The following is a 19,689-nucleotide window of genomic DNA, read 5'->3' as shown; positions in this document are numbered from 1 at the left end:
ACCGCCCTCACACGGCGAACAGGGCGGTGAGCCGCGGGAGGCGGCGCGCGTTCTCCTCGTCGTCGTCGAAGTCCCACTGCTCGCCGGCGGGCTCGTTGCGCGCCCGCACCGACGACGTCCGCTCGCGCGCCGCGTAGTACGCCTCGTCGTCCTCGCCGGTCGCGCGGGACCACGCGTCCCCCACGAGCGAGTCCAGCGACTCGAACCCGAACCAGGGCGACCCGCCGTCGGCCATCGCGGCGACGACGGGGTGGTCGGCGAGCGAGTCCGGGTCGGCCAGGGTGCGCTCGAGCACCGCCCGGCCGGCGAGGACGAGCCCGTCGCGGAAGTCCATGAACCCGTCGTCGCTGCACCCGCCCTCGACGAGGTAGGCCGCACCCCACACCGGCCAGGCGTAGGCGTCGTTCGCCACGTCCCCTGCCACGTCGACGAACGCCAGCATCTCGTCCGCGGTGAGGCGCTCGACGAGGAGGTCGGTGAGGGCGCCGGGCAGCGGGTCGTCCTCGGCACCGCGGTCGTCGGCACCCGCGCCCGCCCGCTCGCGTGCCGTCTCGACGATGCCCCAGAAGGTCTCTCGGTCCATGGCGCGGACGGTACGGCGAGGCACCCACAGCCGACCAGGCACCCGCTCCTCCTCACCCGGCGAGGCGGTAGACCTGCTCGACGACGTCCGCACCCACGCCCGCGGCGTACGAGGTCTCGCTCCCCACTTCGACGAACCCCGCGCGGGCCAGCACCCGCGCGGAGCCCGGATTGTGCGCCGCGACGCGCGCCACGAGCGGACGCTCGCGCTCGACGGCGAGGAACGCCGCGAGCGCGGCCGACGCGATCCCCTGCCCCCAGCGCGCGGGGTCGACCCAGTAGGTCACCTCGCGCTCGCCGTCCATCGTGAAGCTCCCGATCGTGGCGACGAGCTCGCCGTCGTGCTCGACGGCGAGGACCGTGCACGTCGGGTCGCTGCGGATCCGCGCGTAGTGCCGGTCGAACGCCTCGCGGTCGGCGGGATCAGGGCGCGTGAAGGCCGCCAGCGCGACGGCGGCGGGGTCGCGCTCCCAGGCGTAGACGCGGTCCAGGTCCCGGTCCGCGAGCTCCCGGAGGCTGACATCCATGCGCGCGACAGTAGCCTCGGCGACCGACACCGCCCGACCGACCGACCGGACGCGGCGCCACCCGGCGCCGCACGACCCGACCCGGCGCGACCCGGGCACGGGCCGGCGTCGCGCGGGCGGGGTCCGCTCACCAGCCCGGGGCGATCCCGAGGTGCGTGTGCCGCGCGAGGATCGCGTGCGCGTCGGTGCCGCGCGGCAGGACGCCGTACCCGTGCCCGCGGTCCTCGCCGAGCCGCGCGGCGACGAACGCGTCGGCCGTGCCCGACGGCGCGTGCCGCACCACGAGCGACGCCTGGAGCGCGAGGGCGAGCGACTCCACGACGCGACGGGCCTGCGCCTGCTGCGCCCCGGCGTCGGCCCCCGCGACCTCCGCGAGCAGACGGCGCGTGCGCGCGACGTGCGCGTCGAGGACGGGGTGCGCGCCCGCCGTCGTGGCGAGCTCCGCCTCGAACGCCGCGACGGACGCGGGCTCGCGGCCCATGGCGCGGAGCACGTCGAGCGCGATGACGTTGCCCGACCCCTCCCAGATCGCCATGACCGGCTGCTCGCGGTAGCGGCGCGCGAGCGGGAACGCCTCCGTGTAGCCGTTGCCGCCCAGGCACTCCATCGCCTCGTACGCGTGGTGCGGCCCGCGCTTGCACACCCAGTACTTGCTCACGGCCGTCGCGAGGCGGCGGAACGCGCGGTCGTGCTCGGACTCGCCGTCGTGCGCGGCGGCGAGGCGCACCGACGTGAGCGTCGCGGCCTCGGACTCGAGCGCGAGGTCGGCGAGCACCGCGGTCATCGCGGGCTGGTCCACGAGCGCCGCGCCGAACGCGGTGCGGTGCCGCGCGTGCCACAGCGCCTCGGTGACCGCCTGGCGCATGCCCGCGGCCGAGCCGTGCACGCAGTCGAGCCGCGTGCGCGACACCATCTCGATGATCGTCCGCACGCCGCGCCCGGGCTCCCCGACGAGGAAACCGACGGTGCCGTCGAGCTCGATCTCCGACGACGCGTTCGACCGGTTGCCCAGCTTCTCCTTGAGTCGCTGGATGCGGAACACGTTGCGCGTGCCGTCCTCCAGCACGCGCGGCACGAGGAAGCACGAGGGCGCGGCGTCCCCGCCGCGCGCGGTCCCGCCCGGGACCTGCGCGAGCACGAGGAACGCGTCGGACATCGGCGCCGAGCAGAACCACTTGTGCCCGGTCAGCAGGTAGGCCCCGTCCGCCCCGGCGGGCACGGCCGTCGTCGCGTTCGCGCGCACGTCCGAGCCGCCCTGCTTCTCCGTCATCGCCATCCCGACGAGCACGCCGGGCTTGCTGCCCGGGGCCGCGAGGGCGCCGTCGTACCCGCGGGAGAGCAGGCGCGGCTCCCACATGGCGGCGAGCGACGGCGCGTGCCGCAGCGAGGGCACGGCCGCGTGCGTCATGGAGACCGGGCACGCGTGGCCCGGCTCGACCTGCGCGAACAGCGAGAACACCGCACCCCGCACGACGTTCGCCCCCGGCCCGGGCTCCGCCCACGCGCTCGTGTGCGCGCCGTGCGCGACGGCCGCCCCGATCACCTCGTGGTACGCCGGGTGGTACTCCACCTCGTCGATGCGGTGGCCCCGGCGGTCGTGCGTGCGCAGCACGGGCTCGTGGACGTTCGCGAGCTCGGCCGCGCGCTGGAAGTCCCCCGTCCCGACGAGCGCGCCGACCTCGACGAGCCGGTCCTCGCCCCACGCCCCGCCGTACGCGCGCACCGCCTCGCGCAGCACGGGGTCGTCGAGGTACTCGTTGACCCCCTCGCGCTCCGGCGGCTGGTTGGTCACGCGGTGGGTCGTGCGGGGTGCCGGGTGCGGGACGGCGGTCGTGGCGTCGGTGACGCTTGCGGTCCCGCTGGTGCCGGCGGCCCGGGTGGGGGTGTCGCTGCGGGTGTCGGTCGGGGTCATTGTGTCCTCCTGCGGCTCTGCGGGTGGCTCGGGGTCGGTGCGGCGGTGCTCGGGGGCGGCCCGGACGGGCGGGTCAGGCGCGTGGTTCGGGCGGGTGGGTCGGGCGCGTGGTTCGGGCGGGCAGGTCAGGCGGGGGCGGGCGCCACCGCCCGGGCGCCCACGGCACCCAGGCAGAAGCGCTGGATCGTGGCGACGACGGCGTCCCGCTCGCCGGGGGTCGGCCCGGGGCCCGTGGACCCGCCGTCGCGCACCGCGGCGAGCGGCGACAGCGGACCGGTGAGCGACTCCCCGATCGCCCCGACGAGCGCGGTCGCGACGACCGCGACGTCCTGGTCGGGGATCTCGCCCGCCGCGACGCCGTCGCGCACGACGTCCGCGAACGTCGTCGCGTACGCGCGGCGGTACTCGAGGCGCGCGGCGTCGACGGCCGGGTCGACGGGCTCGAGCAGGAGCGCCCACGCGAGCGTCGGGCCGCGCAGCGCGCGCCGCGCGAACGTGTCGACGGCGCGGGCGAGGCGCACCGCGGTGCCGCCGCCGGGCGGGTCTTCCGGACGCGCGGCGGCGGCCGCGCGCACCGCATCGAGCTCGACGTCGGCCGCCTGGCGGAACACCGCGACGAGCAGGTCGGCCTTGGTCGGGAAGTAGGAGTAGACGCCGCCGGTGCTCACCCCGGCGCGCGCCGCGAGCGCCTGCACGCTCGCGCCGGCGAACCCGTGCTCGGCGACGATCGTCCGCGCTGCGTCGAGCAGGGCGTCGCGCTTGCGCTCGCGGGCGGCGCGCGTCGCCGGGGTCTCGCGGTAGGGCACGGGTCCTCCGTCGTCGTCGGGTGAACCGCCTCGGGGCGGCTTCCACGAAGAATTGAAGCATGATTCAATTCATCGCGGTACCGGCCGCCGGGCCGGAGGCGTCGAGGACGACGCCGCGCACGACGTCGAGGAGGACGACATGCACCTGGGCAGCATGCTCGAGAGCACGGCACGCAAGGTCCCGACCAAGGAGGCGCTCGTGCTGGGCGAGCGCCGGCTCACGTACGCCGAGCTCGACGCGGCCGCGCGCCGCGCGGCGGCCGTCTTCCGGGACGCCGGCGTGCGCCCCGGCGACCGCGTCACGGTCATGACCTACAACACGCCGGGGTTCGTCGTGGCGGCGTTCGGCCTGTGGCGCGCGGGCGCCGTGCTCGTCCCCGTCAACCACAAGCTCCAGGCGCCCGAGGTCGCGCGGCTCGTCGCCCACAGCGGCGCCGTGCTGGGCGTCGCGGACGCGAGCCTGGCCCCCGTCGCGACCGCCGCCGCGCCCGCGGTGCGCTGGCTGTGGACGGAGGCGGACGCCGTCGGGCAGGACGCGGAGGGGACGCCGGGGCGCGACGACTTCGACGCGCTCGTCGCGGCCGCCGCGCCGTGGGACGGCGTGCCGCCGGACCAGGACACGATCGCCCAGGTGCTCTACACCTCCGGCACGACGGCGGCCCCCAAGGGCTGCGAGCACACCCACCGCGGGCTGAGCTCGGTCGCGGCCTACACGACGGCCGCCGTCGGGCTGCGCGCGGACGACCGCTTCCTCCTCGCGATGCCGATCTGGCACGCCTCGCCCCTCAACAACTGGTTCCTGTCGATGGTGTTCCTCGGCGGGACGACCGTGCTGCTGCGCGAGTACCACCCGATCGAGATGCTGCGGACGGTCGAGGCCGAGCGCACGACCGCGTTCTTCGGCGCGCCCATCGCGTACGTCGCGCCGCTCCAGGTCGCCGCCGCGCAGGGCATCGATCTGTCGACGTTCGACCTGTCGAGCGCGCGGCTGTGGCTCGCCGGGGGCGCGCCCGTCGGTGCCGACACCGTGCGCGCGATCCGCGCCGCCTACCCGGGCGAGCTGCACCAGGTCTACGGCATGAGCGAGATGGGGCCGGTCGGCACCGCGCTCGGCCCGGCCGACCAGGAGCGCAAGGCGGGCTCGATCGGGCACGCGGGCATGCCCGGCGTCGACGTCCGGGTCGTGGACCTCGACGGGGACGACGTCGGCCCGGGCGGGACCGGGGAGATCTGGCTGCGGTCGGACACCCGGATGGTCGGCTACCTCGACGACCCGGAGGCGACCGAGGCCGTGCTGGTCGGCGACTGGTACCGCACCGGCGACGTCGTGCGCGTCGACGAGGACGGGTACCTGTTCATCGTCGACCGGCTCAAGGACGTCATCATCACGGGCGGCGAGAACGTCTACTCCCAGGAGGTCGAGGAGGCGCTGCGCGGCTCCCCGGAGGTCGCGGACGTCGCCGTCGTCGGGCGGCCGCACGCCGACTGGGGCGAGACGGTCGTCGCGTTCGTCGTCCCCGCTCCCGGCGCCGAGCCGACGCTCGACTCGCTGCGCGCCTTCCTCGCCGACCGGCTCGCGCGCTACAAGGTGCCGCGCGACGTCGCGCTCGTGACCGAGCTCCCCCGGAACCCCTCCGGCAAGCTCACCAAGCACGTCCTGCGGTCGCGCGTGCGGGAGGGGACGACGGTGGCGTGAGGCCGGGGACGCCGCTCCCTGGGCGCACGGCCCGGGAGCGGACGGCACCGGGGCGGACGCCCTGAGAGGCGGACGACCTCAGGGGCGCGCGTGCTCGAAGATCACGGTCGTGCTCGTCCCGGCCACCTCGGGGCGCACGCTGAGCGTCCGGGACACCAGGTCGCGCAGCGCGTCCGAGTCGGCGACCGCGACGTGCAGCAGGAAGTCGCGGTCGCCGGTGACGAAGAAGACGCCCTCGACGTCGGGCAGCGTCAGCAGGTAGTCGCGGAACGCCTCCAGGCCCTTGCGCGCCCCGGCCTGGAGGCGGATCGCGATGAGCGCCTCGAGCCCCCGGCCGAGCGCCGCGGGGTCGACGTCGGCCCGGAAGCCCCGGATCACGCCGCGGTCCACGAGGGCCCGGACGCGCGCGTGGCACGTCGAGGCGGCGATCCCGACACGGGCGGCGACGGCCGCGTTCGTGGCGCGCGCGTCGGTCGCGAGGACGTCGAGGATGCGGCGGTCGACGTCGTCCAGCGCGGGCGGTCGAAGATCCTTCGGCACGGTGGGCCTCCCCTGGTCGGTGGGCGAACGTCGGGACGGCGGTGGCAGCCCGGAGCGACGATCCTTCGGCACATCTTGCCGCACACCGAAGGATCCACCACGCTGTGAGTCGTGCGGCACCATCCCGCCGCACACCAGCCACGCGCCCGCCTCGCCACCCGCGGGGCGGGCGTCGGTCGAAGGAGCCCGGCGTGAGCACGACCTCTCGTCCCCGTCCCCGTTCCCGCGACGCCCGGTCGGCACCCCCCGGCCGCGCCCCTCGCACGGCCGTCGTCGTCGGCGCCGGCATGGTGGGGCTCGCGACCGCGTGGCATCTCCAGGAGCAAGGCGTCGAGGTGACCGTCGTCGACCGCGAGGGCGTCGCCGCGGGCTCCTCGTGGGGCAACGCCGGGTGGCTCACCCCCGGCATGGCGATGCCGCTCGCCGACCCGTCCCTGTGGACGTACGGGCCGCGCGCCCTCCTCGACCCGGCCGCTCCCCTGCACGTCCCGCTGCGGTTCGACCCGCGCCTGTGGACGTTCTTCGCGCGCTTCATGGCGCACGCGACGCAGGCCCGCTGGGACCGCGCGATGGCGGCCCTCACCCCGATCGACCGCGTCGCGCTCGACGCGTTCGACGAGCTCGCCGCGGGCGGCAGCCTCGGCCACGGCGTCGAGGCCGGCACGACGCCCGGCCCGTTCACCGTCGCGTTCGAGCACGTGCGCGAGGCCCGACCCTTCCTGCGCGAGCTCGAGCACGTCGCCGCCGCCGGGCAGACCGTCCCGGTCCGGCGCGTCGAGGCCGGGGAGCGCGCCCACCAGCTCACCGACCGCGTCTCCACCGTCTACGCGCTCGAGGGCCAGCGCTTCCTCGAGCCCGGACCGTACGTCCATGCCCTCGCCGACTCCGTGCGCGCCCGCGGCGGCACCATCCTCACCGGCCTCGACGTGCTCGACGTCGAGCCCGGCCGCCTCGGCGCGTGCGTCTTCGCGCGCGCCGTGCACCCCGACGCCGCCCGGCACCCCGCCCTCGTGGGCGCCGGGGCGAGCGACGGGCCCGGGGTGACCGACGGCATCGGACCGGACGCCGGGGCGCCGCGCCGGGCCGGCTCCCCCGCCGACCGCGAGGAGGGCGTCGTGCTGCGCGGCGACGCCGTCGTGCTCGCGACCGGCGCGTGGCTGCCCTCGCTCGCGGCGCCGCTCGGCGTGCGCACGCGCGTGCAGGCCGGACGCGGCTACTCGTTCACCGTGAAGACCGACGAGCCCGTCGAGACGCCGATCTACCTGCCCGCGCGCCGCGTCGCGTGCACGCCCTACCAGGGCCGGTTCCGCATCGCGGGGACCATGGAGTTCCGCGGCCCGGACGAGCCGCTCCAGCCTCGGCGGATCGACGCGATCCTCGCGTCCGTGCGGCACCTGTTCCAGGGCGTCGACCTCGACGACCGGCACGACGAGTGGGTCGGCTCGCGCCCCGTCACGCCCGACGGCCTGCCGCTCGTCGGCGCGACGCGCACGCGCGGCGTCTACGTCGCGGGCGGCCACGGCATGTGGGGCATGGTGCTCGGGCCCGCGACCGGCCGGGCGCTCGCCCACCTCGTGACGACCGGCGAGACCCCCGAGGAGATCCGGGCGTTCGACCCGCTGCGCTGAGCCCGGCGGCAGGCGCTCTCGGGCGGCTCCCGGATCGTGGCTCGCGGCCGGCCGAGCCCGGCCGAAAGACCCTGTCGGACGGGGGCGCAGCGTCCTAGCGTGGTCGGCATGACCGTGCGAGAGGAGCACCGGGCCGCGCTGCGCGCGCTCGACGGCGACCCGGCGGCGGTGCGCGCGCACCTCACCGCGGGGTCGGGGCTGCCGGGTCCGCGCGCGAACCTCGAGCTCCTGGGCGCGTTCGCCGACGTCGCGCCCGCCGACCTCGTGCGCGCCCTGGCCGACGACCCCGACGAGTACCTCCGGTGCTGCGGGACGTGCGGGCTGGGCCGGCTCGTCGTCGAGGCCCCCGCCGACGCGCGCGCGGAGCCGACCGACCAGCTGCGCGCCCGCGCGTCGGACGGGTCGTGGCGCGTCCGCGAGGCCGCCGCGATGGCGCTCCAACGGATCGGCGACGCCGAGCCCGCCACGCTCCGCGCGCTCGTCGCGTCGTGGGTCGCCGACCCCGACCCGCTGGTCCGCCGCGCCGCCGTCGCCGGGATCTGCGAGCCGCGCCTCCTGCGGGACCCCGCGACCGCGATCGCCGCCCTGGACGCGTGCGCGGCCGCGACCGCGTCGATCGGCGCGCTCCCCGCCGACGCGCGCCGCGACCCCGACGTGCGCACGCTGCGCCAGGCCCTCGGGTACTGCTGGAGCGTCGCCGTCGTCGGGGACCCGTCCACCGGGGTGCCGCGGTTCGCGGCGCTGCGCGGGTCGTCGGACCCGGACGTGGCGTGGGTCGTGCGCGAGAACGAGAAGAAGGCGCGCCTGCGCCGCGTGCTCGACCCCGCGTCCTGACCGGGCGCCGGGAGCCGCCCCGGTCACGGCGTTCCGGCGGCGGCGGCCCGGCGACGGCGGCCCGGCGACGGCGGCCCAGAGAGGTCGAGCCCGAGGAGTCTTGCGTCCCTTCGCGCACACCTATATGTTTAACCGAAATACTAATCACGACGAGGGAGTCCGATGAGCAGCACGACCGAGCCGACGACGAGGATGGCCGAGCTGGCCGCCACGGACGAGGACCTCCGCAGCCTGCTCTCCGGCGGGTGGCTGCGCTACCGCACGTCGCCCGCGCTGCAGGAGCTGACCCGCGACGCGCACGCGACGTGCGACCGCATCGGGCGCGTGTACTTCGAGGACGTCGACGAGGCACGCCGCCTCTTCCACCGGCTCGTCCCCGGCGCCGAGGAGGGGATCGACTTCCGCCCGCCGCTGACGATCGACTACGGCGACCGGCTGCTGATCGGCGCGCGCACCTTCATCAACGCCGACTTCATGGTCATCGGCGGCGGCCTCGTCACGATCGGCCCGGACTGCCTCATCGGCCCGCGCTGCTCGATCTACACGCCGAACCACGCCGAGGACGTCGTCCGTCGCCGCGAGGGCTGGGAGCGCCCCGAGCCCGTCACGATCGGGAGCAACGTGTGGATCGGCGGCTCGGTCACCATCACGCCCGGCGTGACGATCGGCGACGACAGCATCATCGGAGCAGGGTCCGTGGTCACGCGGGACATCCCCGCGGGCGTCGTCGCGGTGGGGAACCCGTGCCGACCCGTCCGCACGATCGTGACGGACCCCGCGGACGTCACCGCCCGCTGAGCCGCGCGCCCCTACGCTGGCGCGCATGGACCTCGCGCGCTCGATCCCGCTGTTCGTGCTCGCCGCGCTGCTCGAGATCGGCGGGGCGTGGCTCGTGTGGCAAGGACTCCGCGAGCACCGGGGCTGGCTGTGGATCGGGGCGGGCGTCGTCGCGCTCGGGCTCTACGGCGTCGTCGCGACGCTCCAGCCGGACGCGAACTTCGGGCGCATCCTCGCCGCGTACGGCGGCGTGTTCGTCGCCGGCTCGCTCGCGTGGGGCATGGTCGTGGACGACTTCCGTCCGGACCGCTGGGACGTGGCCGGCGCGCTGCTGTGCCTCGCCGGCGTCGCCGTCATCATGTACGCCCCGCGCCCCGAGTGACCGAGGCCCCCCGTCCACGCCCCTGCCCATCCCCCGCCGAGCACGACGTTGCCGTCGTTATCCGGCGGACGACGACAGCAACGTCGTGCTCGACGAGGCGCTCCCGGCGACGCGGTCCTCCGGGCGCTGGGCGAACGGGCGGATGCGCTCGAGGTAGTCGGCGATCGCCTCGCGGTTCTTCTCGAGGATGCGGATGCGGTCCTCCAGGCGCGCGAGCTCGGTCTCGAGGAGCGCGATCTTGTCCGGGTAGGCGTTGTGCAGGTGGATCTCCGGCGCGTTGCCGAGGCACGGCAGGAACTCCTTGATGATCTTCGTCGTGAACCCCACCTCGAGGAGCCCGCGGATCTGCAGCACGCGGTCGACGAGGTGCTCGCCGTACTCGCGGTAGCCGTTCTCTGCCCGCTCGGGCGTGAACAGGCCCTGCTCCTCGTAGTACCGCAGGAGTCGCGTCGGGGTCCCGGTGCGCCGGGACAGCTCGCCGATCCGCACGTGATCCTCCTCACCGGGTCGTGTCGCTTGACCTTCACATCAATGTCAGACATCGATGCTAACCCCATGTCCACGACGAGCACACCCACCACCGGTCCCACGGCCGCCGCCGGCCCGGGCCCCGTCCCGGCCGACGCCCCGGCAACCCCGGTGACGCCGGCGACCCCGGTGACCCGCAGCCCCGGCGCCCTGCCCGTCGCCGCGCTCCTCGCGCTCGCGGCGTCGGGGTTCCTCACGCTCCTCACAGAGATCCTCCCTGCGGGCGTGCTGCCCGCCATGGCCGCCGACCTCGGCGTCGGGGCGGGCGCGGCCGGGCAGACCGTCACCGCGTTCGCCGTCGGGGCGATCGTCGCCGCGATCCCGCTCACGCGCGCCACCGCGCGGTGGGACCGCCGCACGCTTCTCCTCGTGGCGGTCGCGGGGTTCGTCGTCGCGAACACCGTCACCGCGGTGTCGTCGTCGTTCGCGCTGACGCTCGTCGCGCGCTTCGTCGCCGGGCTCGTCGCGGGGCTGACGTGGGCGCTCCTGCCCGGGTACGTGCGCCGGATCGTGCCCGCGGACCGCGTCGGCCGCGCGATGACGATCGCCATGGCGGGCGGCCCGCTCGCCCTGACGCTCGGCGTCCCCGCCGGGGCCGTGCTGGGCGCCGCCGTCGGGTGGCGCTGGACGTTCGGCGTCCTCTCCGTCGTCGGGGTCGCGCTGCTCGCCTGGATCCGGCTCGGCGTCCCCGGCGCCGCGGGTACCCCCCGCGGCGCGCAGCTCGCGATCCGCGCCGTCCTCCCCCGCCCCGGCCTGCGGCCGGTGCTGCTCGTCGCCGGGCTCAACGTGCTCGCCAACACGACCCTGTACACGTACGTCGCGGTCCACCTCGCGCACCTCGGCCAGGGCTCGCGCACGAGCGCGCTGCTGCTCGTCCTCGGCGCCGCGTCCGCGGGGGCGCTCGTGCTCGTCGGGGCGCTCATCGACCACCGCCTGCGCGCCCTCACCCTCGGGTCGGTCGTCGTCTTCGCCCTCGCGATGCTCGTGCTCGGCCTCGCCCCGACGTCGACCGTCGTCGTCGTGCTCGCCGTCGCCGCCTGGGGTGCGGCGTTCGGCGGCGCCGGGACGCTCTACACGACCGCCGCCGCCCGGGCCGCGGGGGACGGCGCCGACGTCGCGCAGTCCGCGCTCGTCACCGTGTGGAACACGTCCGTCGCGCTCGGCGGTGCCGTCGGCGGCGCGGCGCTCGCCGTCGCCGGGCCGGGCGGCCTCCCGTGGGTCTCCCTCGCGCTCATGGTCCCGGTGCTCGCGACCGTCGCCCGGGGTCGGCGGCACTCCTTCCGCTGAGACGGCCGCCGAGCACGAGGTCGCTCCGGGTCGAGCACGAGGTTCCCGGCGTTCCCGGCATGAGAACGCCGGGAACGTCGTGCTCGGCGGGAGGGTGTGGTCAGCGGGGGCGCGCTGTGCCAGGATGCGCGCGTGGCCATCGACGCCCCGACCGGCAGGGGGCCGACGCACGCCGTCGGAGCCGGAGACCTCGACGACACGCTGCCGGAGCTCGAACCCGCGCACGGCCCCTACGCGAGCTGGTCGCGCCGGGTCGTCGCGTCGCTGCTCGACACCGCGATCGCCGCGACGGTGCTGTTCCTCGCCGTCGGGCCGGCCTACGAGGTCGCCTGGATCCCGACGATCAGCTTCGGCGTGAGCACGGAGGCACCGGTGCCCGGCGGGGGCTGGTGGGCCTTCGGCACCGTGGCCGCGCTCCTCGCCCTCCAGGCCTGGACGGGCGCGACCCCCGGCAAGCGGACGGTGGGGATCGTCGTCGTGCACGACACCACGGGTCGCCCCGCGGGTCTCGTGCGCACCGTCCTGCGGAGCGTGGCGCACATCCTCGACGCGCTGCTCTACATCGGCTTCCTCCGCCCCCTGTGGAACGCGCAGCGCCGCACGTTCGCCGACTCGCTGTGCAGCACCGTCGTGCTCCGGCGCGTGCGACCGCCCGTCCCGTTCCTCGGCCCGGGCACCGGCCTCGGCGGCCCGACGCCGTCGCGCGTCGTGACCGGCGCGGCGACGGTCCTCGCTGTGGGCAGCGCCGTCTTCATGCTCGGCCCTGCCACGTCCACCACCGGCGACCCGGAGATGCAGTCGTGCACGCCCGAGGTGGCGGCCGGGTCCCCGCTGACGGTCAGCGACATCCACGTCTCCGGCTGGTCGGAGGCGGGCACCATGACCCGCTGGGGCGTGACCCGCACGGACCCGCTCCCCGCGTGGGCCGGCGAGGAGGCGGGCCTCGAGGCGGCGTTCACCGTCGACGTCGCCCCGGGGGTGACGCTCGACGGGCCGCTGGACGGCGCGCTCGTCGTGCGCCTCACGACGTGGCAGGGCGACGAGCTGGGCGAGTACCGGTCGTCCTTCCGCGTGGAGCAGACGCCGGACAGCGGGCCAGAGTGGGAGTCGGTCGAGCCCACGACGCCGGGCTCCGGTCTCGGCACGGTCCACGTCCCGGCGGGGACGGTCGATCTTCTGCCGGAGGCCTGGCGCTGGGAGGCCTCGGTGGTTGTCGACGGCGAGGAAGGCTCGCAGACGATCGCCACGTGCGGAGCCCGCGGCCCCGCCTGACCTGACCGGCCGCCGTCGAGCACGGGGTCGGCGACCGGGATCGGTCTCGGGCGGTCGGGAACCCCGTGCTCGGCGGCCGGGTGGGGCCGCAACATGGCCGAAACGTTGAGGACGACCGGGGGAAACGTCGCGGTCGCACGATGAGGGGGCGCCGGGCGGCGAGCCCGGCGCACCAGCATCGTCCCGACCCTCCGCCGCCCCGCGCGACGGAGTCCCCGAGGAGGCTCCCGTGCCGGACAACCGCCCGCTCTTCTCCGCACCGTCCGCTCCGACGTCGGCCGGCCCGGCGACCACGACGGCGCACCGCGCGGCCGACCACGGCGCCGCGCCCGACCTCAACGTCCACGGCGAGCCGCGGCGTCGGGCGAACCCCGGCGACGAGCTCACGGTCGACCCGACCGACCGCCGTCGGCGCGCCCGCGCGGCACTGCTCGACCTGCGCCGTGACGTCATCCGGAGGAGCTCGACCGGCTGGTGACGAGCGGCCGCGCGCGTGGGCGGCGCCGCGTAGGTTGGTCCCCATGCGGATCGGAGCCCACCTCGACCAGTCGGACGTCATCGCGCAGGCAGCGAGCATCGGCGCGGACGTCGCCCAGATCTTTCTCGGCGACCCCCAGTCGTGGAAGGGTCCGGAGTTCACGTTCCCGGGTGGCGCGGAGGCCCTGAAGGACGCCGCCGCGGCGGCGGACCTCGAGCTCGTCGTGCACGCGCCGTACGTCATCAACGTCGCGAGCCCCAACAACCGCATCCGCATCCCGAGCCGCAAGCTGCTCCAGCAGATCGTGGACGGCGCGGCGGCGGTCGGCGCGACGGGCGTCGTGGTCCACGGCGGGCACGTCACCGCGAAGGAGGACCCGGCGAAGGGCTTCGACAACTGGCGCAAGGCGATCGACGCGCTCCAGACGGACGTCACCGTGTACATCGAGAACACCGCCGGCGGCGACTTCTCGATGGCCCGCCGCCTCGACCGCATCGAGGGCCTGTGGGCGGCCGTGCAGCAGGCCGACGGCGCCGAGAACGTCGGGTTCTGCCTCGACACGTGCCACGCGTGGGCGGGCGGCATCGACCTCACGACGGCGGTCGACGACGTGCGCACGATCACCGGCCGCGTCGACCTCGTCCACCTCAACAACAGCCGCGACACCGCGGGCTCCGGCGCCGACCGCCACGCCGGCCTCACGGCCGGGACGATCGACCCGGAGCTCCTGCTCGGGGTCGTGCGCGCGGCGGGCACGTCGGTCGTCTGCGAGACGCACGCCGACGTCCCGGCCGACGTCGCGTGGCTGCGCGAGCAGGTCGGCTGAGCCGTGGCAGACCCCCGCCCGCTGCGGCTCCGCAACGTCACCGTCGACGCACGCGACCCGCGCGCGCTCGCGGAGTTCTACCGGCGCCTGACCGGCTGGGCGTACACGCCGGGCCACGAGGTCGCCGACCCGGCGGGCGACGACTGGCTCTCGCTCCAGGTCCCGGGCGGCGCATCGCGCCTCGCGTTCCAGCGGTCCGACGCCGAGGTACGACCCTGGCCCGGCGGGGCGCGCGTGCACATCGACCTCGACGTCCCCGACCTCGACGCGGCGCACGAGCACGCGCTCGCGTGCGGCGCGCGCCCGCTCACGGGCACGCCGGAGGACGAGGGCCACCCCGACGACCTGTTCCGCGTCTACGCGGACCCGGAGGGCCACCCGTTCTGCCTGAGCTCGCCGCCGCTCGACCACCCGTGAGCGGCCGGTGCAGGGCCGCCCGGCGCGAGGCCGGTCCCCGCAGGACCAGCCCGCGCGCGTCCGGTCGGCGCACCGGTCAGTAGCCCGACCCGGCGGCGGGGGCCGCGTCCATGATCTCGGTCCCGTCGGGAGCCACGACGTGCCAGACGCCGTTCACGCCCTGGCCGGTGACGTCGCCGGGGCCGGTGTCGGCCGCGTACGTGTAGACCGGGCGGCCGTCGACGGTGACCTGGAGCTCGCCGTCGACCGCGGTGATGGTGCCGACCTCGCCCGTCACGCCGTCGACCTCGGGGTCCGCGCTCGCCGCGTGGACGGCGGGCCACGCGGCGGCGCACTCGCCCTCGCACGCGCTCGTGCCCGAGCCCTTCGTGTCCTTGTCGTAGTAGTAGACGGTCATGCCCTGGCCGTCGACCACGACGGTCCCGAGCGAGGAGTCCGCCGTGCCGAGCGCGACGTCCGACGAGCCGCCGCCCGTCGAGCCGTCGGAGGTCGATTCCGACGGGCTGGAGCCACCGCCCCCGTACAGGCCGCCTCCCCCGCCGGAGCACCCGGCGAGGGTGGCGGCGAGCAGGGCGGTGACGGCCCAGGTGGTGGCGGCCGGGACACCGGTGGTCAGGGTGCGTCGCATGTCGACTCCTCGGAAGGACGGTCGGGGTCGCGAGCACGGCCCCTACTCTCACGACGGCGCGGCGCGCCGCGAGGTTCACCGGCCCGCCCGCGCGTCGGCCCGCACACCGCACGCCCGTCCGACGGCCCGTCCGACCGTCGGGCCCACCGCCCGACCGCGCACCGTCGACGGCCCGGGTGAACCGATCAGGACGCTGCCTCGTCTCCCAGGTGACGGAGTCGCAGAGGATGATCGGAAGGGGCAGACGTGCGCAGGAGGACGAAGGTGCTCGTGGGGGTCGGGGTCGGTGTCGTGGTGCTCGGCGGTGCGGCCGTCGCGTTCGGCCCGGGCCTGTACGCGGACTGGTCCAACCGCGCGGCGGCCGAGGAGCCGACGCTCGACGCGTCGTCGGGCGACGGCGCCACGCTCGACCCGGCGGACCTGGCCGGTGCGTGGACGGTCGGGGACGGCTCGTACGCGGGGTACCGCGTGCACGAGGTGCTGCAGGGCGAGGACGTCACGGTGACCGGCCGGACCGAGGAGGTCACGGGGTCGTTCACCGTCGCGGACGGCGCGCTCACCGCGGCGACGATCGAGGTCGACATGGCGAGCGTCGCGACCGACGAGCCGCCGCGCGACGCGTACTTCCGGGGCGACGCGCTCGAGGTCGGGACGTACCCGACCGCGACGTTCGAGCTGACGAGCCCCGTGGACCTGCCGACCGGGTCGGGCGACGTCGAGCTCGCGGGCGACCTGACGATCCACGGCGTGACGCAGGCCGTCACGGTCGAGGCGCAGGTCGGCCCGACCACCGACGGCGTCCAGGTCGTCGGGAGCGTGCCGATCACGTTCTCCGACTTCGACGTGGAGGCGCCGAGCCTCGGGTTCGTCACGGTCGACGACGCGGGCAGCGTCGAGTTCGGCCTCGACCTCGTGCGGTCGGCCGGGTCGTGACCGACGGGGAGGTGCCGCGCGTGCGCGCCGACGCCGACGACCTGCTGCGGGCGGTCCACGCCGCGCACGGGCCGGCGCTGGAGCGCTACGTCGCGCGCCTCACCGACGACCCGGCGCAGGCGCAGGACGTGGTGCAGGAGACGCTGCTGCGCGCGTGGCGCCACCCCGAGGTGCTGGAGCGACCGGAGGGCTCGGTGCGCGCGTGGCTCTTCACGGTGGCGCGCAACCTCGTCGTCGACGAGCTGCGCAGCGCCCACCACCGCCGCGAGCTCGCGAGCGCCGACGTGCCCGACCGCGGCGAGGCCGACGCGACCCAGGCCGTGCTCGACGCGTGGCTCGTCGCGGACGCGCTGGTCTCGCTCTCGCCCGAGCACCGGGCGGTCGTCGTCGACGCGTACTACCACGGGCGCTCCGTGGCCGAGATGGCGTCGGCGCACGGCGTCCCGCCCGGGACGGTGAAGTCCCGCATGCACTACGCGCTCCGCGCGCTGAGGCTCGCGCTGCAGGAGAAGGGAGTCTCGTCATGACCGCCACGCCGGACCCGTACCGCGAGTGGGACGCCGCCTACGTGCTGGGCGCGCTCAGCCCGCGCGACCGGCGCGCGTTCGAGCAGCACCTCGCGACGTGCGCGGCGTGCCGCGAGGCCGTCGCGGAGCTCGCGGGCATGCCGGGCATCCTCGGCATGCTCACGGCCGAGCACGCGGACGCGCTCGTCGACGACGCGCGCGCCGACGTCCCGGCCGAGGCGTCCGGCGGAGCGGGGGGCGCCGTCGTGCCCCTCGCGGTGGTGGCCGCGAGCGCCCGGCGGCGCCGAACCCGACGGCGGTCGCTCCTGTCCGTGGCGGCGGTGGGCCTGGTCGTCGCGGGCGCCGCGGGCGGCGCGGCGGTGACGCGGCCCGACGACGTCCCGCCCCCCGCGACGACCGGCACGACCCAGGTCGCGCTCGAGCCGGTCGGCGGCGCGGACGTGCGCGCCGAGCTCACGCTCACGCCGGCCTCGTGGGGCACGCGCCTCGACTGGTCGTGCTCGTACCCGGCCGGGGTCTGGGAGGACGGCGCGACGTACGAGCTCGTGCTCGTGGACGACGACGGCACGCGCTCGGTCGTGGCTACGTGGTCCTCGACGGAGGCGGGGAGCTCGTCGGGCCTGGGTGCGTCGTCGGCGGTGCCGGTGGACGGGATCGCGCGCCTCGAGCTCGGGGTCGTGGGGGTGGACGGCGCGCTCGCGGCCGCCGACGTCTGAGCCCGGCGCGGCCGGACCCTCAGGAAATCCTCGGGTCGAACCACACCACCGGGCTTCCGCAACGCTGAGCCAGACCTCGCGGACCCCCGCGCCGCCCCCGCGGGAACGCTGAGGCGACCGCCGGAGGCTCCTTGTCGACAGCACTCGTCGACCTGGAGCCTCCGGTGAACACCACTGCCCCGCACACCCCCCGCCACCGCGCCGAGGCGGCCGCCCGTCCCGCGGACGGGCCCGCCGTGCGCGTCGTCGTCGTCATCCCCGCCCACGACGAGGAGCAGGCGCTCCCCGCCACCGTCGCCTCGCTCGCGGCCCAGACGCGCCGCCCCGACCGGATGCTCGTCGTCTCGGACAACAGCACGGACGCGACCGTCGCGGTCGCCCGCGCCGCCGGCGCGGACGTCATGGAGACCGTGGGCAACACGGCCCGCAAGGCGGGCGCGCTCAACCAGGCGATCGCGACCACGACGGAGGACGTCGTCATGGTCCTCGACGCGGACACGACGATCGCCCCGACCTTCGTCGAGGAAGGGCTCGCCGTGCTCGCCTCGGAGCCCGAGGTCGCCGCGGTCGGCGGCGTGTTCCGCGGGCGTCCGCCCCAGGGCTACCTGCAGCACTGCCAGGCCAACGAGTACACGCGCTACGGCGTGCAGGTGGACCTCACCGGCCGCACGGCCGTGCTCACCGGGACCGCCGCGCTCGTGCGCCGCACCGCGCTCCAGGAGGTCGCCGACGCCCGCGGCTCGGTCCTCCCCGGGGAGCGCGGCGACGTGTACGACCGGCACGCGATCACCGAGGACTCCGAGCTCACCCTCGCGCTGCGCACGCTCGGCCACGAGCTGCGCTCCCCCGTCACGATGAGCTGCACGACCGAGCTCATGCCGACGGCCGGCGACCTCCACCGGCAGCGCGTCCGCTGGTACAAGGGGATGCTCGACAACCTCGCCGAGTACGGGCTCACGCGCACCACGTGGCGCTACGTCGGCCAGCAGGTGATGCTCGCCGTCGGCACGCTCATGATGGCGGCCTACCTGCTCCTCACGGTCGTCACCCTCGTGACGGGGACCTTCACGCTGTCCCCGCTGTGGGCGGCTGTCGGGCTCGTCTTCGTCGCGGAGCGCCTCGTCACCGTCTGGGGTGCCGGGCGGCGCGCACGGCTGCTGGCCGCGCTCGTGCTGCCGGAGCTCCTCTACGACCTCGCCCTGCAGCGCGCGTTCCTGCACGCCGCAGCGCTGTTCGTCACGCGGCGCCAGACGACGTGGAACCACGTCGCCGCCACCGCCTGACCCTCACCCCTCCCCTCGCCGGCCCGCCCCGTCGCGCACGCGACCGGGACGTCCTCGGCATGCCCTCACCCGTCCCGGAAGGACAGAAGCCATGTACAACTCGACCCTCGCCCAGACCGCCCCCGTCCTCGCCGTCACCGGCGTCGCGACCGCGTTCCACGTCGTCGCGGCCTGGACGCTCCTCGTCGCCGGCCTCGCGCTCGTCACGACGGCGCGCGTCCTGCGCCGTCGGGCCGCCGCCCGCCGCGCTGAGCAGGCCTGATCTCAGGGACCGGGGGCGGGCGCGACCGGCACGGCGACCTCCATCACCGGGCCGGGACCGCCTGCCTCCCAGGTCGGCAGGTAGACCTCCCGGTCGTCCCCCGCGGGCACCCCGCCCGCGAGCGCCCGCCCGGACGCCAGGTAGTCGTGCACGAGGACCAGGCGCTCCTGGTCGCGGGCCTCCGCGGCCGTCAGCGCGACGTACGCCTCCTCGTGCGCCGCGTCCGTCGTGAGGGCGAAGCCCGACGGCGGTCGCACGGCCACGGGGACCGGCACCCGGAGCGTGAGGCGGGCGGCGTACCCCTCGGTCGCGCGCTCGTGGAGCTCGACGTAGGGGTGGCCGGCGAGGGGCACGTCGGCGGCGCGCAGCACGGCGAAGACCGCTCCGGTCGCCTCGGGCAGCACGGACGGCAGCTCGGCGAGCGTCGCGCGGCGCTCCGTCCCGAGCACGAGCCGCTCCGGCACGTGCCGTCGGTGCACCACGACGTCCAGCCGTGGCGCGCCGACGAGCGCGGACCGGACGTACTCCGCCGCCGTCAGCGACGCCGCGAGCGCCGAGCGGCGGTCGCTCCACACGGCGTCGAACGCGGGGACCGGGTCGGGGGCGGCGAGCACGTCGCCCACCTCGGCGAGCGACAGCCCGACGCCCCGCAGGAGCCGGACGAGGCGGGCGCGCTCCACCTGGCCGCCGTCGAGCAGCCGTGGGCCGTCCGCGGAGGTGCGGCGCGCGTCGAGGAGCCCGCGGTCGACGTACATCCGGACGGCCTTCTCGCTCAGGCCCGTCGCGCGCGCCACCTGACCCGTCGTGTACTCGTCCATGCCCGCGACGCTAGGGCCTTCCCCTGGGGC

The 19,689-nt window shown here is 76.1% G+C and carries 23 protein-coding genes; 15 read left to right on the top strand and 8 right to left on the bottom strand.

Annotated elements, in window-relative coordinates:
- Positions 1 to 7: 7 nt before the first annotated feature.
- The 4 genes from ACPCUX_RS13670 to ACPCUX_RS13655 form a co-directional block, all read right to left on the bottom strand.
- A complete protein-coding gene (locus ACPCUX_RS13670; RefSeq protein WP_423388980.1) occupies positions 8 to 583 on the bottom strand; it encodes a DUF4240 domain-containing protein in 576 nt (191 codons plus the stop codon).
- A 52-nt stretch (positions 584 to 635) separates the two neighbouring features.
- Positions 636 to 1,109, bottom strand: a complete 474-nt coding sequence (locus ACPCUX_RS13665; RefSeq protein WP_061268423.1) for a GNAT family N-acetyltransferase — start codon at positions 1,107 to 1,109, stop codon at positions 636 to 638.
- Between the two features lie 127 nt (positions 1,110 to 1,236).
- Entirely contained in the window at positions 1,237 to 3,021 is a 1,785-nt protein-coding gene (locus tag ACPCUX_RS13660) for an acyl-CoA dehydrogenase family protein (RefSeq protein WP_423388979.1), read from the bottom strand.
- A gap of 125 nt (positions 3,022 to 3,146) precedes the next feature.
- Positions 3,147 to 3,827 (bottom strand): TetR/AcrR family transcriptional regulator, encoded by a 681-nt coding sequence (locus tag ACPCUX_RS13655; RefSeq protein WP_423388978.1) that lies wholly within the window; start codon positions 3,825 to 3,827, stop codon positions 3,147 to 3,149.
- 139 nt (positions 3,828 to 3,966) lie between these two features.
- On the opposite strand from ACPCUX_RS13655, the gene ACPCUX_RS13650 reads away from it, so the two are divergent.
- Positions 3,967 to 5,523 (top strand): class I adenylate-forming enzyme family protein, encoded by a 1,557-nt coding sequence (locus tag ACPCUX_RS13650; protein ID WP_354806180.1) that lies wholly within the window; start codon positions 3,967 to 3,969, stop codon positions 5,521 to 5,523.
- A gap of 78 nt (positions 5,524 to 5,601) precedes the next feature.
- Here ACPCUX_RS13650 and ACPCUX_RS13645 read toward each other — a convergent pair whose 3' ends face one another.
- Positions 5,602 to 6,063: an Lrp/AsnC family transcriptional regulator gene (locus tag ACPCUX_RS13645; protein ID WP_021482652.1), complete on the bottom strand. Its 462-nt coding sequence runs from the start codon at positions 6,061 to 6,063 to the stop codon at positions 5,602 to 5,604.
- Between the two features lie 191 nt (positions 6,064 to 6,254).
- Here ACPCUX_RS13645 and ACPCUX_RS13640 point away from each other — a divergent pair, with 191 nt between their 5' ends.
- The 4 genes from ACPCUX_RS13640 to ACPCUX_RS13625 all read left to right on the top strand — a co-directional run bounded on the left by ACPCUX_RS13640 (position 6,255) and on the right by ACPCUX_RS13625 (position 9,684).
- On the top strand, positions 6,255 to 7,691 hold the full coding sequence (locus ACPCUX_RS13640) for an NAD(P)/FAD-dependent oxidoreductase (RefSeq protein WP_423388977.1): 1,437 nt from the start codon (positions 6,255 to 6,257) through the stop codon (positions 7,689 to 7,691).
- Between the two features lie 108 nt (positions 7,692 to 7,799).
- A complete protein-coding gene (locus ACPCUX_RS13635) occupies positions 7,800 to 8,525 on the top strand; it encodes a HEAT repeat domain-containing protein (protein WP_114552922.1) in 726 nt (241 codons plus the stop codon).
- Between the two features lie 162 nt (positions 8,526 to 8,687).
- Positions 8,688 to 9,323, top strand: a complete 636-nt coding sequence (locus tag ACPCUX_RS13630) for a sugar O-acetyltransferase (protein WP_114552923.1) — start codon at positions 8,688 to 8,690, stop codon at positions 9,321 to 9,323.
- Positions 9,324 to 9,348: 25 nt separating this feature from the next.
- Positions 9,349 to 9,684 (top strand): YnfA family protein, encoded by a 336-nt coding sequence (locus ACPCUX_RS13625; RefSeq protein WP_423388976.1) that lies wholly within the window; start codon positions 9,349 to 9,351, stop codon positions 9,682 to 9,684.
- A gap of 57 nt (positions 9,685 to 9,741) precedes the next feature.
- Here ACPCUX_RS13625 and ACPCUX_RS13620 read toward each other — a convergent pair whose 3' ends face one another.
- Positions 9,742 to 10,173, bottom strand: a complete 432-nt coding sequence (locus ACPCUX_RS13620; protein ID WP_144681303.1) for a MerR family transcriptional regulator — start codon at positions 10,171 to 10,173, stop codon at positions 9,742 to 9,744.
- Between the two features lie 66 nt (positions 10,174 to 10,239).
- Between ACPCUX_RS13620 and ACPCUX_RS13615 the strand changes: the two genes are divergently transcribed.
- From ACPCUX_RS13615 to ACPCUX_RS13595, 5 genes are all read left to right on the top strand, one after another.
- Positions 10,240 to 11,499 carry an MFS transporter gene (locus ACPCUX_RS13615; protein ID WP_423388975.1) on the top strand — a complete coding sequence of 420 codons (1,260 nt, stop codon included), beginning with the start codon at positions 10,240 to 10,242 and terminating at the stop codon, positions 11,497 to 11,499.
- 132 nt (positions 11,500 to 11,631) lie between these two features.
- On the top strand, positions 11,632 to 12,771 hold the full coding sequence (locus ACPCUX_RS13610; RefSeq protein ID WP_415297640.1) for an RDD family protein: 1,140 nt from the start codon (positions 11,632 to 11,634) through the stop codon (positions 12,769 to 12,771).
- A 229-nt stretch (positions 12,772 to 13,000) separates the two neighbouring features.
- A complete protein-coding gene (locus tag ACPCUX_RS13605) occupies positions 13,001 to 13,249 on the top strand; it encodes a hypothetical protein (protein WP_034650959.1) in 249 nt (82 codons plus the stop codon).
- A gap of 43 nt (positions 13,250 to 13,292) precedes the next feature.
- On the top strand, positions 13,293 to 14,075 hold the full coding sequence (locus ACPCUX_RS13600; protein ID WP_423388974.1) for a deoxyribonuclease IV: 783 nt from the start codon (positions 13,293 to 13,295) through the stop codon (positions 14,073 to 14,075).
- 3 nt (positions 14,076 to 14,078) lie between these two features.
- Positions 14,079 to 14,492 carry a VOC family protein gene (locus ACPCUX_RS13595; RefSeq protein WP_255180150.1) on the top strand — a complete coding sequence of 138 codons (414 nt, stop codon included), beginning with the start codon at positions 14,079 to 14,081 and terminating at the stop codon, positions 14,490 to 14,492.
- A gap of 76 nt (positions 14,493 to 14,568) precedes the next feature.
- On the opposite strand, the gene ACPCUX_RS13590 is transcribed toward ACPCUX_RS13595, so the two are convergent.
- Positions 14,569 to 15,120 carry a COG4315 family predicted lipoprotein gene (locus tag ACPCUX_RS13590; protein WP_415297639.1) on the bottom strand — a complete coding sequence of 184 codons (552 nt, stop codon included), beginning with the start codon at positions 15,118 to 15,120 and terminating at the stop codon, positions 14,569 to 14,571.
- A gap of 246 nt (positions 15,121 to 15,366) precedes the next feature.
- Here ACPCUX_RS13590 and ACPCUX_RS13585 point away from each other — a divergent pair, with 246 nt between their 5' ends.
- The 5 genes from ACPCUX_RS13585 (at position 15,367) to ACPCUX_RS13565 (ending at position 18,841) form a co-directional block, all read left to right on the top strand.
- Positions 15,367 to 16,053 carry a YceI family protein gene (locus ACPCUX_RS13585; protein ID WP_249355821.1) on the top strand — a complete coding sequence of 229 codons (687 nt, stop codon included), beginning with the start codon at positions 15,367 to 15,369 and terminating at the stop codon, positions 16,051 to 16,053.
- Between the two features lie 20 nt (positions 16,054 to 16,073).
- A complete protein-coding gene (locus ACPCUX_RS13580) occupies positions 16,074 to 16,580 on the top strand; it encodes a sigma-70 family RNA polymerase sigma factor (RefSeq protein WP_269467723.1) in 507 nt (168 codons plus the stop codon).
- Entirely contained in the window at positions 16,577 to 17,296 is a 720-nt protein-coding gene (locus tag ACPCUX_RS13575) for an anti-sigma factor family protein (protein ID WP_171467216.1), read from the top strand. Before ACPCUX_RS13580 ends, ACPCUX_RS13575 begins: the two co-directional genes overlap by 4 nt.
- 164 nt (positions 17,297 to 17,460) lie before the next feature.
- Positions 17,461 to 18,579 (top strand): glycosyltransferase family 2 protein, encoded by a 1,119-nt coding sequence (locus tag ACPCUX_RS13570; protein WP_423388973.1) that lies wholly within the window; start codon positions 17,461 to 17,463, stop codon positions 18,577 to 18,579.
- Between the two features lie 91 nt (positions 18,580 to 18,670).
- Positions 18,671 to 18,841 carry a hypothetical protein gene (locus ACPCUX_RS13565; protein WP_156186415.1) on the top strand — a complete coding sequence of 57 codons (171 nt, stop codon included), beginning with the start codon at positions 18,671 to 18,673 and terminating at the stop codon, positions 18,839 to 18,841.
- 2 nt (positions 18,842 to 18,843) lie between these two features.
- Here the strand turns inward: ACPCUX_RS13565 and ACPCUX_RS13560 are convergent, their stop codons facing one another.
- Positions 18,844 to 19,659: a MerR family transcriptional regulator gene (locus ACPCUX_RS13560; protein WP_423388972.1), complete on the bottom strand. Its 816-nt coding sequence runs from the start codon at positions 19,657 to 19,659 to the stop codon at positions 18,844 to 18,846.
- Positions 19,660 to 19,689 lie beyond the last annotated feature (30 nt).

Origin of the sequence: Cellulosimicrobium sp. AB352, from assembly GCF_049538415.1 — a bacterium.
GTDB classification, from domain to species: Bacteria; Actinomycetota; Actinomycetes; order Actinomycetales; family Cellulomonadaceae; genus Cellulosimicrobium; species Cellulosimicrobium funkei.
The sequence above is the reverse complement of the archived record's forward strand: the minus strand, read 5'-3'. Positions and strand labels throughout refer to the sequence as shown.

Excerpts from the sequence above, each read along its gene's own strand:
- ACPCUX_RS13665 (WP_061268423.1), bottom strand. The coding sequence starts at position 1,109 with ATGGATGTCAGCCTCCGGGAGCTCGCGGACCGGGACCTGGACCGCGTC.
- ACPCUX_RS13660 (WP_423388979.1), bottom strand. The coding sequence starts at position 3,021 with ATGACCCCGACCGACACCCGCAGCGACACCCCCACCCGGGCCGCCGGC.
- ACPCUX_RS13625 (WP_423388976.1), top strand. The coding sequence starts at position 9,349 with ATGGACCTCGCGCGCTCGATCCCGCTGTTCGTGCTCGCCGCGCTGCTC.
- ACPCUX_RS13600 (WP_423388974.1), top strand. The coding sequence starts at position 13,293 with ATGCGGATCGGAGCCCACCTCGACCAGTCGGACGTCATCGCGCAGGCA.
- ACPCUX_RS13635 (WP_114552922.1), top strand. The coding sequence starts at position 7,800 with ATGACCGTGCGAGAGGAGCACCGGGCCGCGCTGCGCGCGCTCGACGGC.
- ACPCUX_RS13670 (WP_423388980.1), bottom strand. The coding sequence starts at position 583 with ATGGACCGAGAGACCTTCTGGGGCATCGTCGAGACGGCACGCGAGCGG.
- ACPCUX_RS13630 (WP_114552923.1), top strand. The coding sequence starts at position 8,688 with ATGAGCAGCACGACCGAGCCGACGACGAGGATGGCCGAGCTGGCCGCC.
- ACPCUX_RS13590 (WP_415297639.1), bottom strand. The coding sequence starts at position 15,120 with ATGCGACGCACCCTGACCACCGGTGTCCCGGCCGCCACCACCTGGGCC.
- ACPCUX_RS13650 (WP_354806180.1), top strand. The coding sequence starts at position 3,967 with ATGCACCTGGGCAGCATGCTCGAGAGCACGGCACGCAAGGTCCCGACC.
- ACPCUX_RS13565 (WP_156186415.1), top strand. The coding sequence starts at position 18,671 with ATGTACAACTCGACCCTCGCCCAGACCGCCCCCGTCCTCGCCGTCACC.
- ACPCUX_RS13615 (WP_423388975.1), top strand. The coding sequence starts at position 10,240 with ATGTCCACGACGAGCACACCCACCACCGGTCCCACGGCCGCCGCCGGC.
- ACPCUX_RS13575 (WP_171467216.1), top strand. The coding sequence starts at position 16,577 with ATGACCGCCACGCCGGACCCGTACCGCGAGTGGGACGCCGCCTACGTG.
- ACPCUX_RS13560 (WP_423388972.1), bottom strand. The coding sequence starts at position 19,659 with ATGGACGAGTACACGACGGGTCAGGTGGCGCGCGCGACGGGCCTGAGC.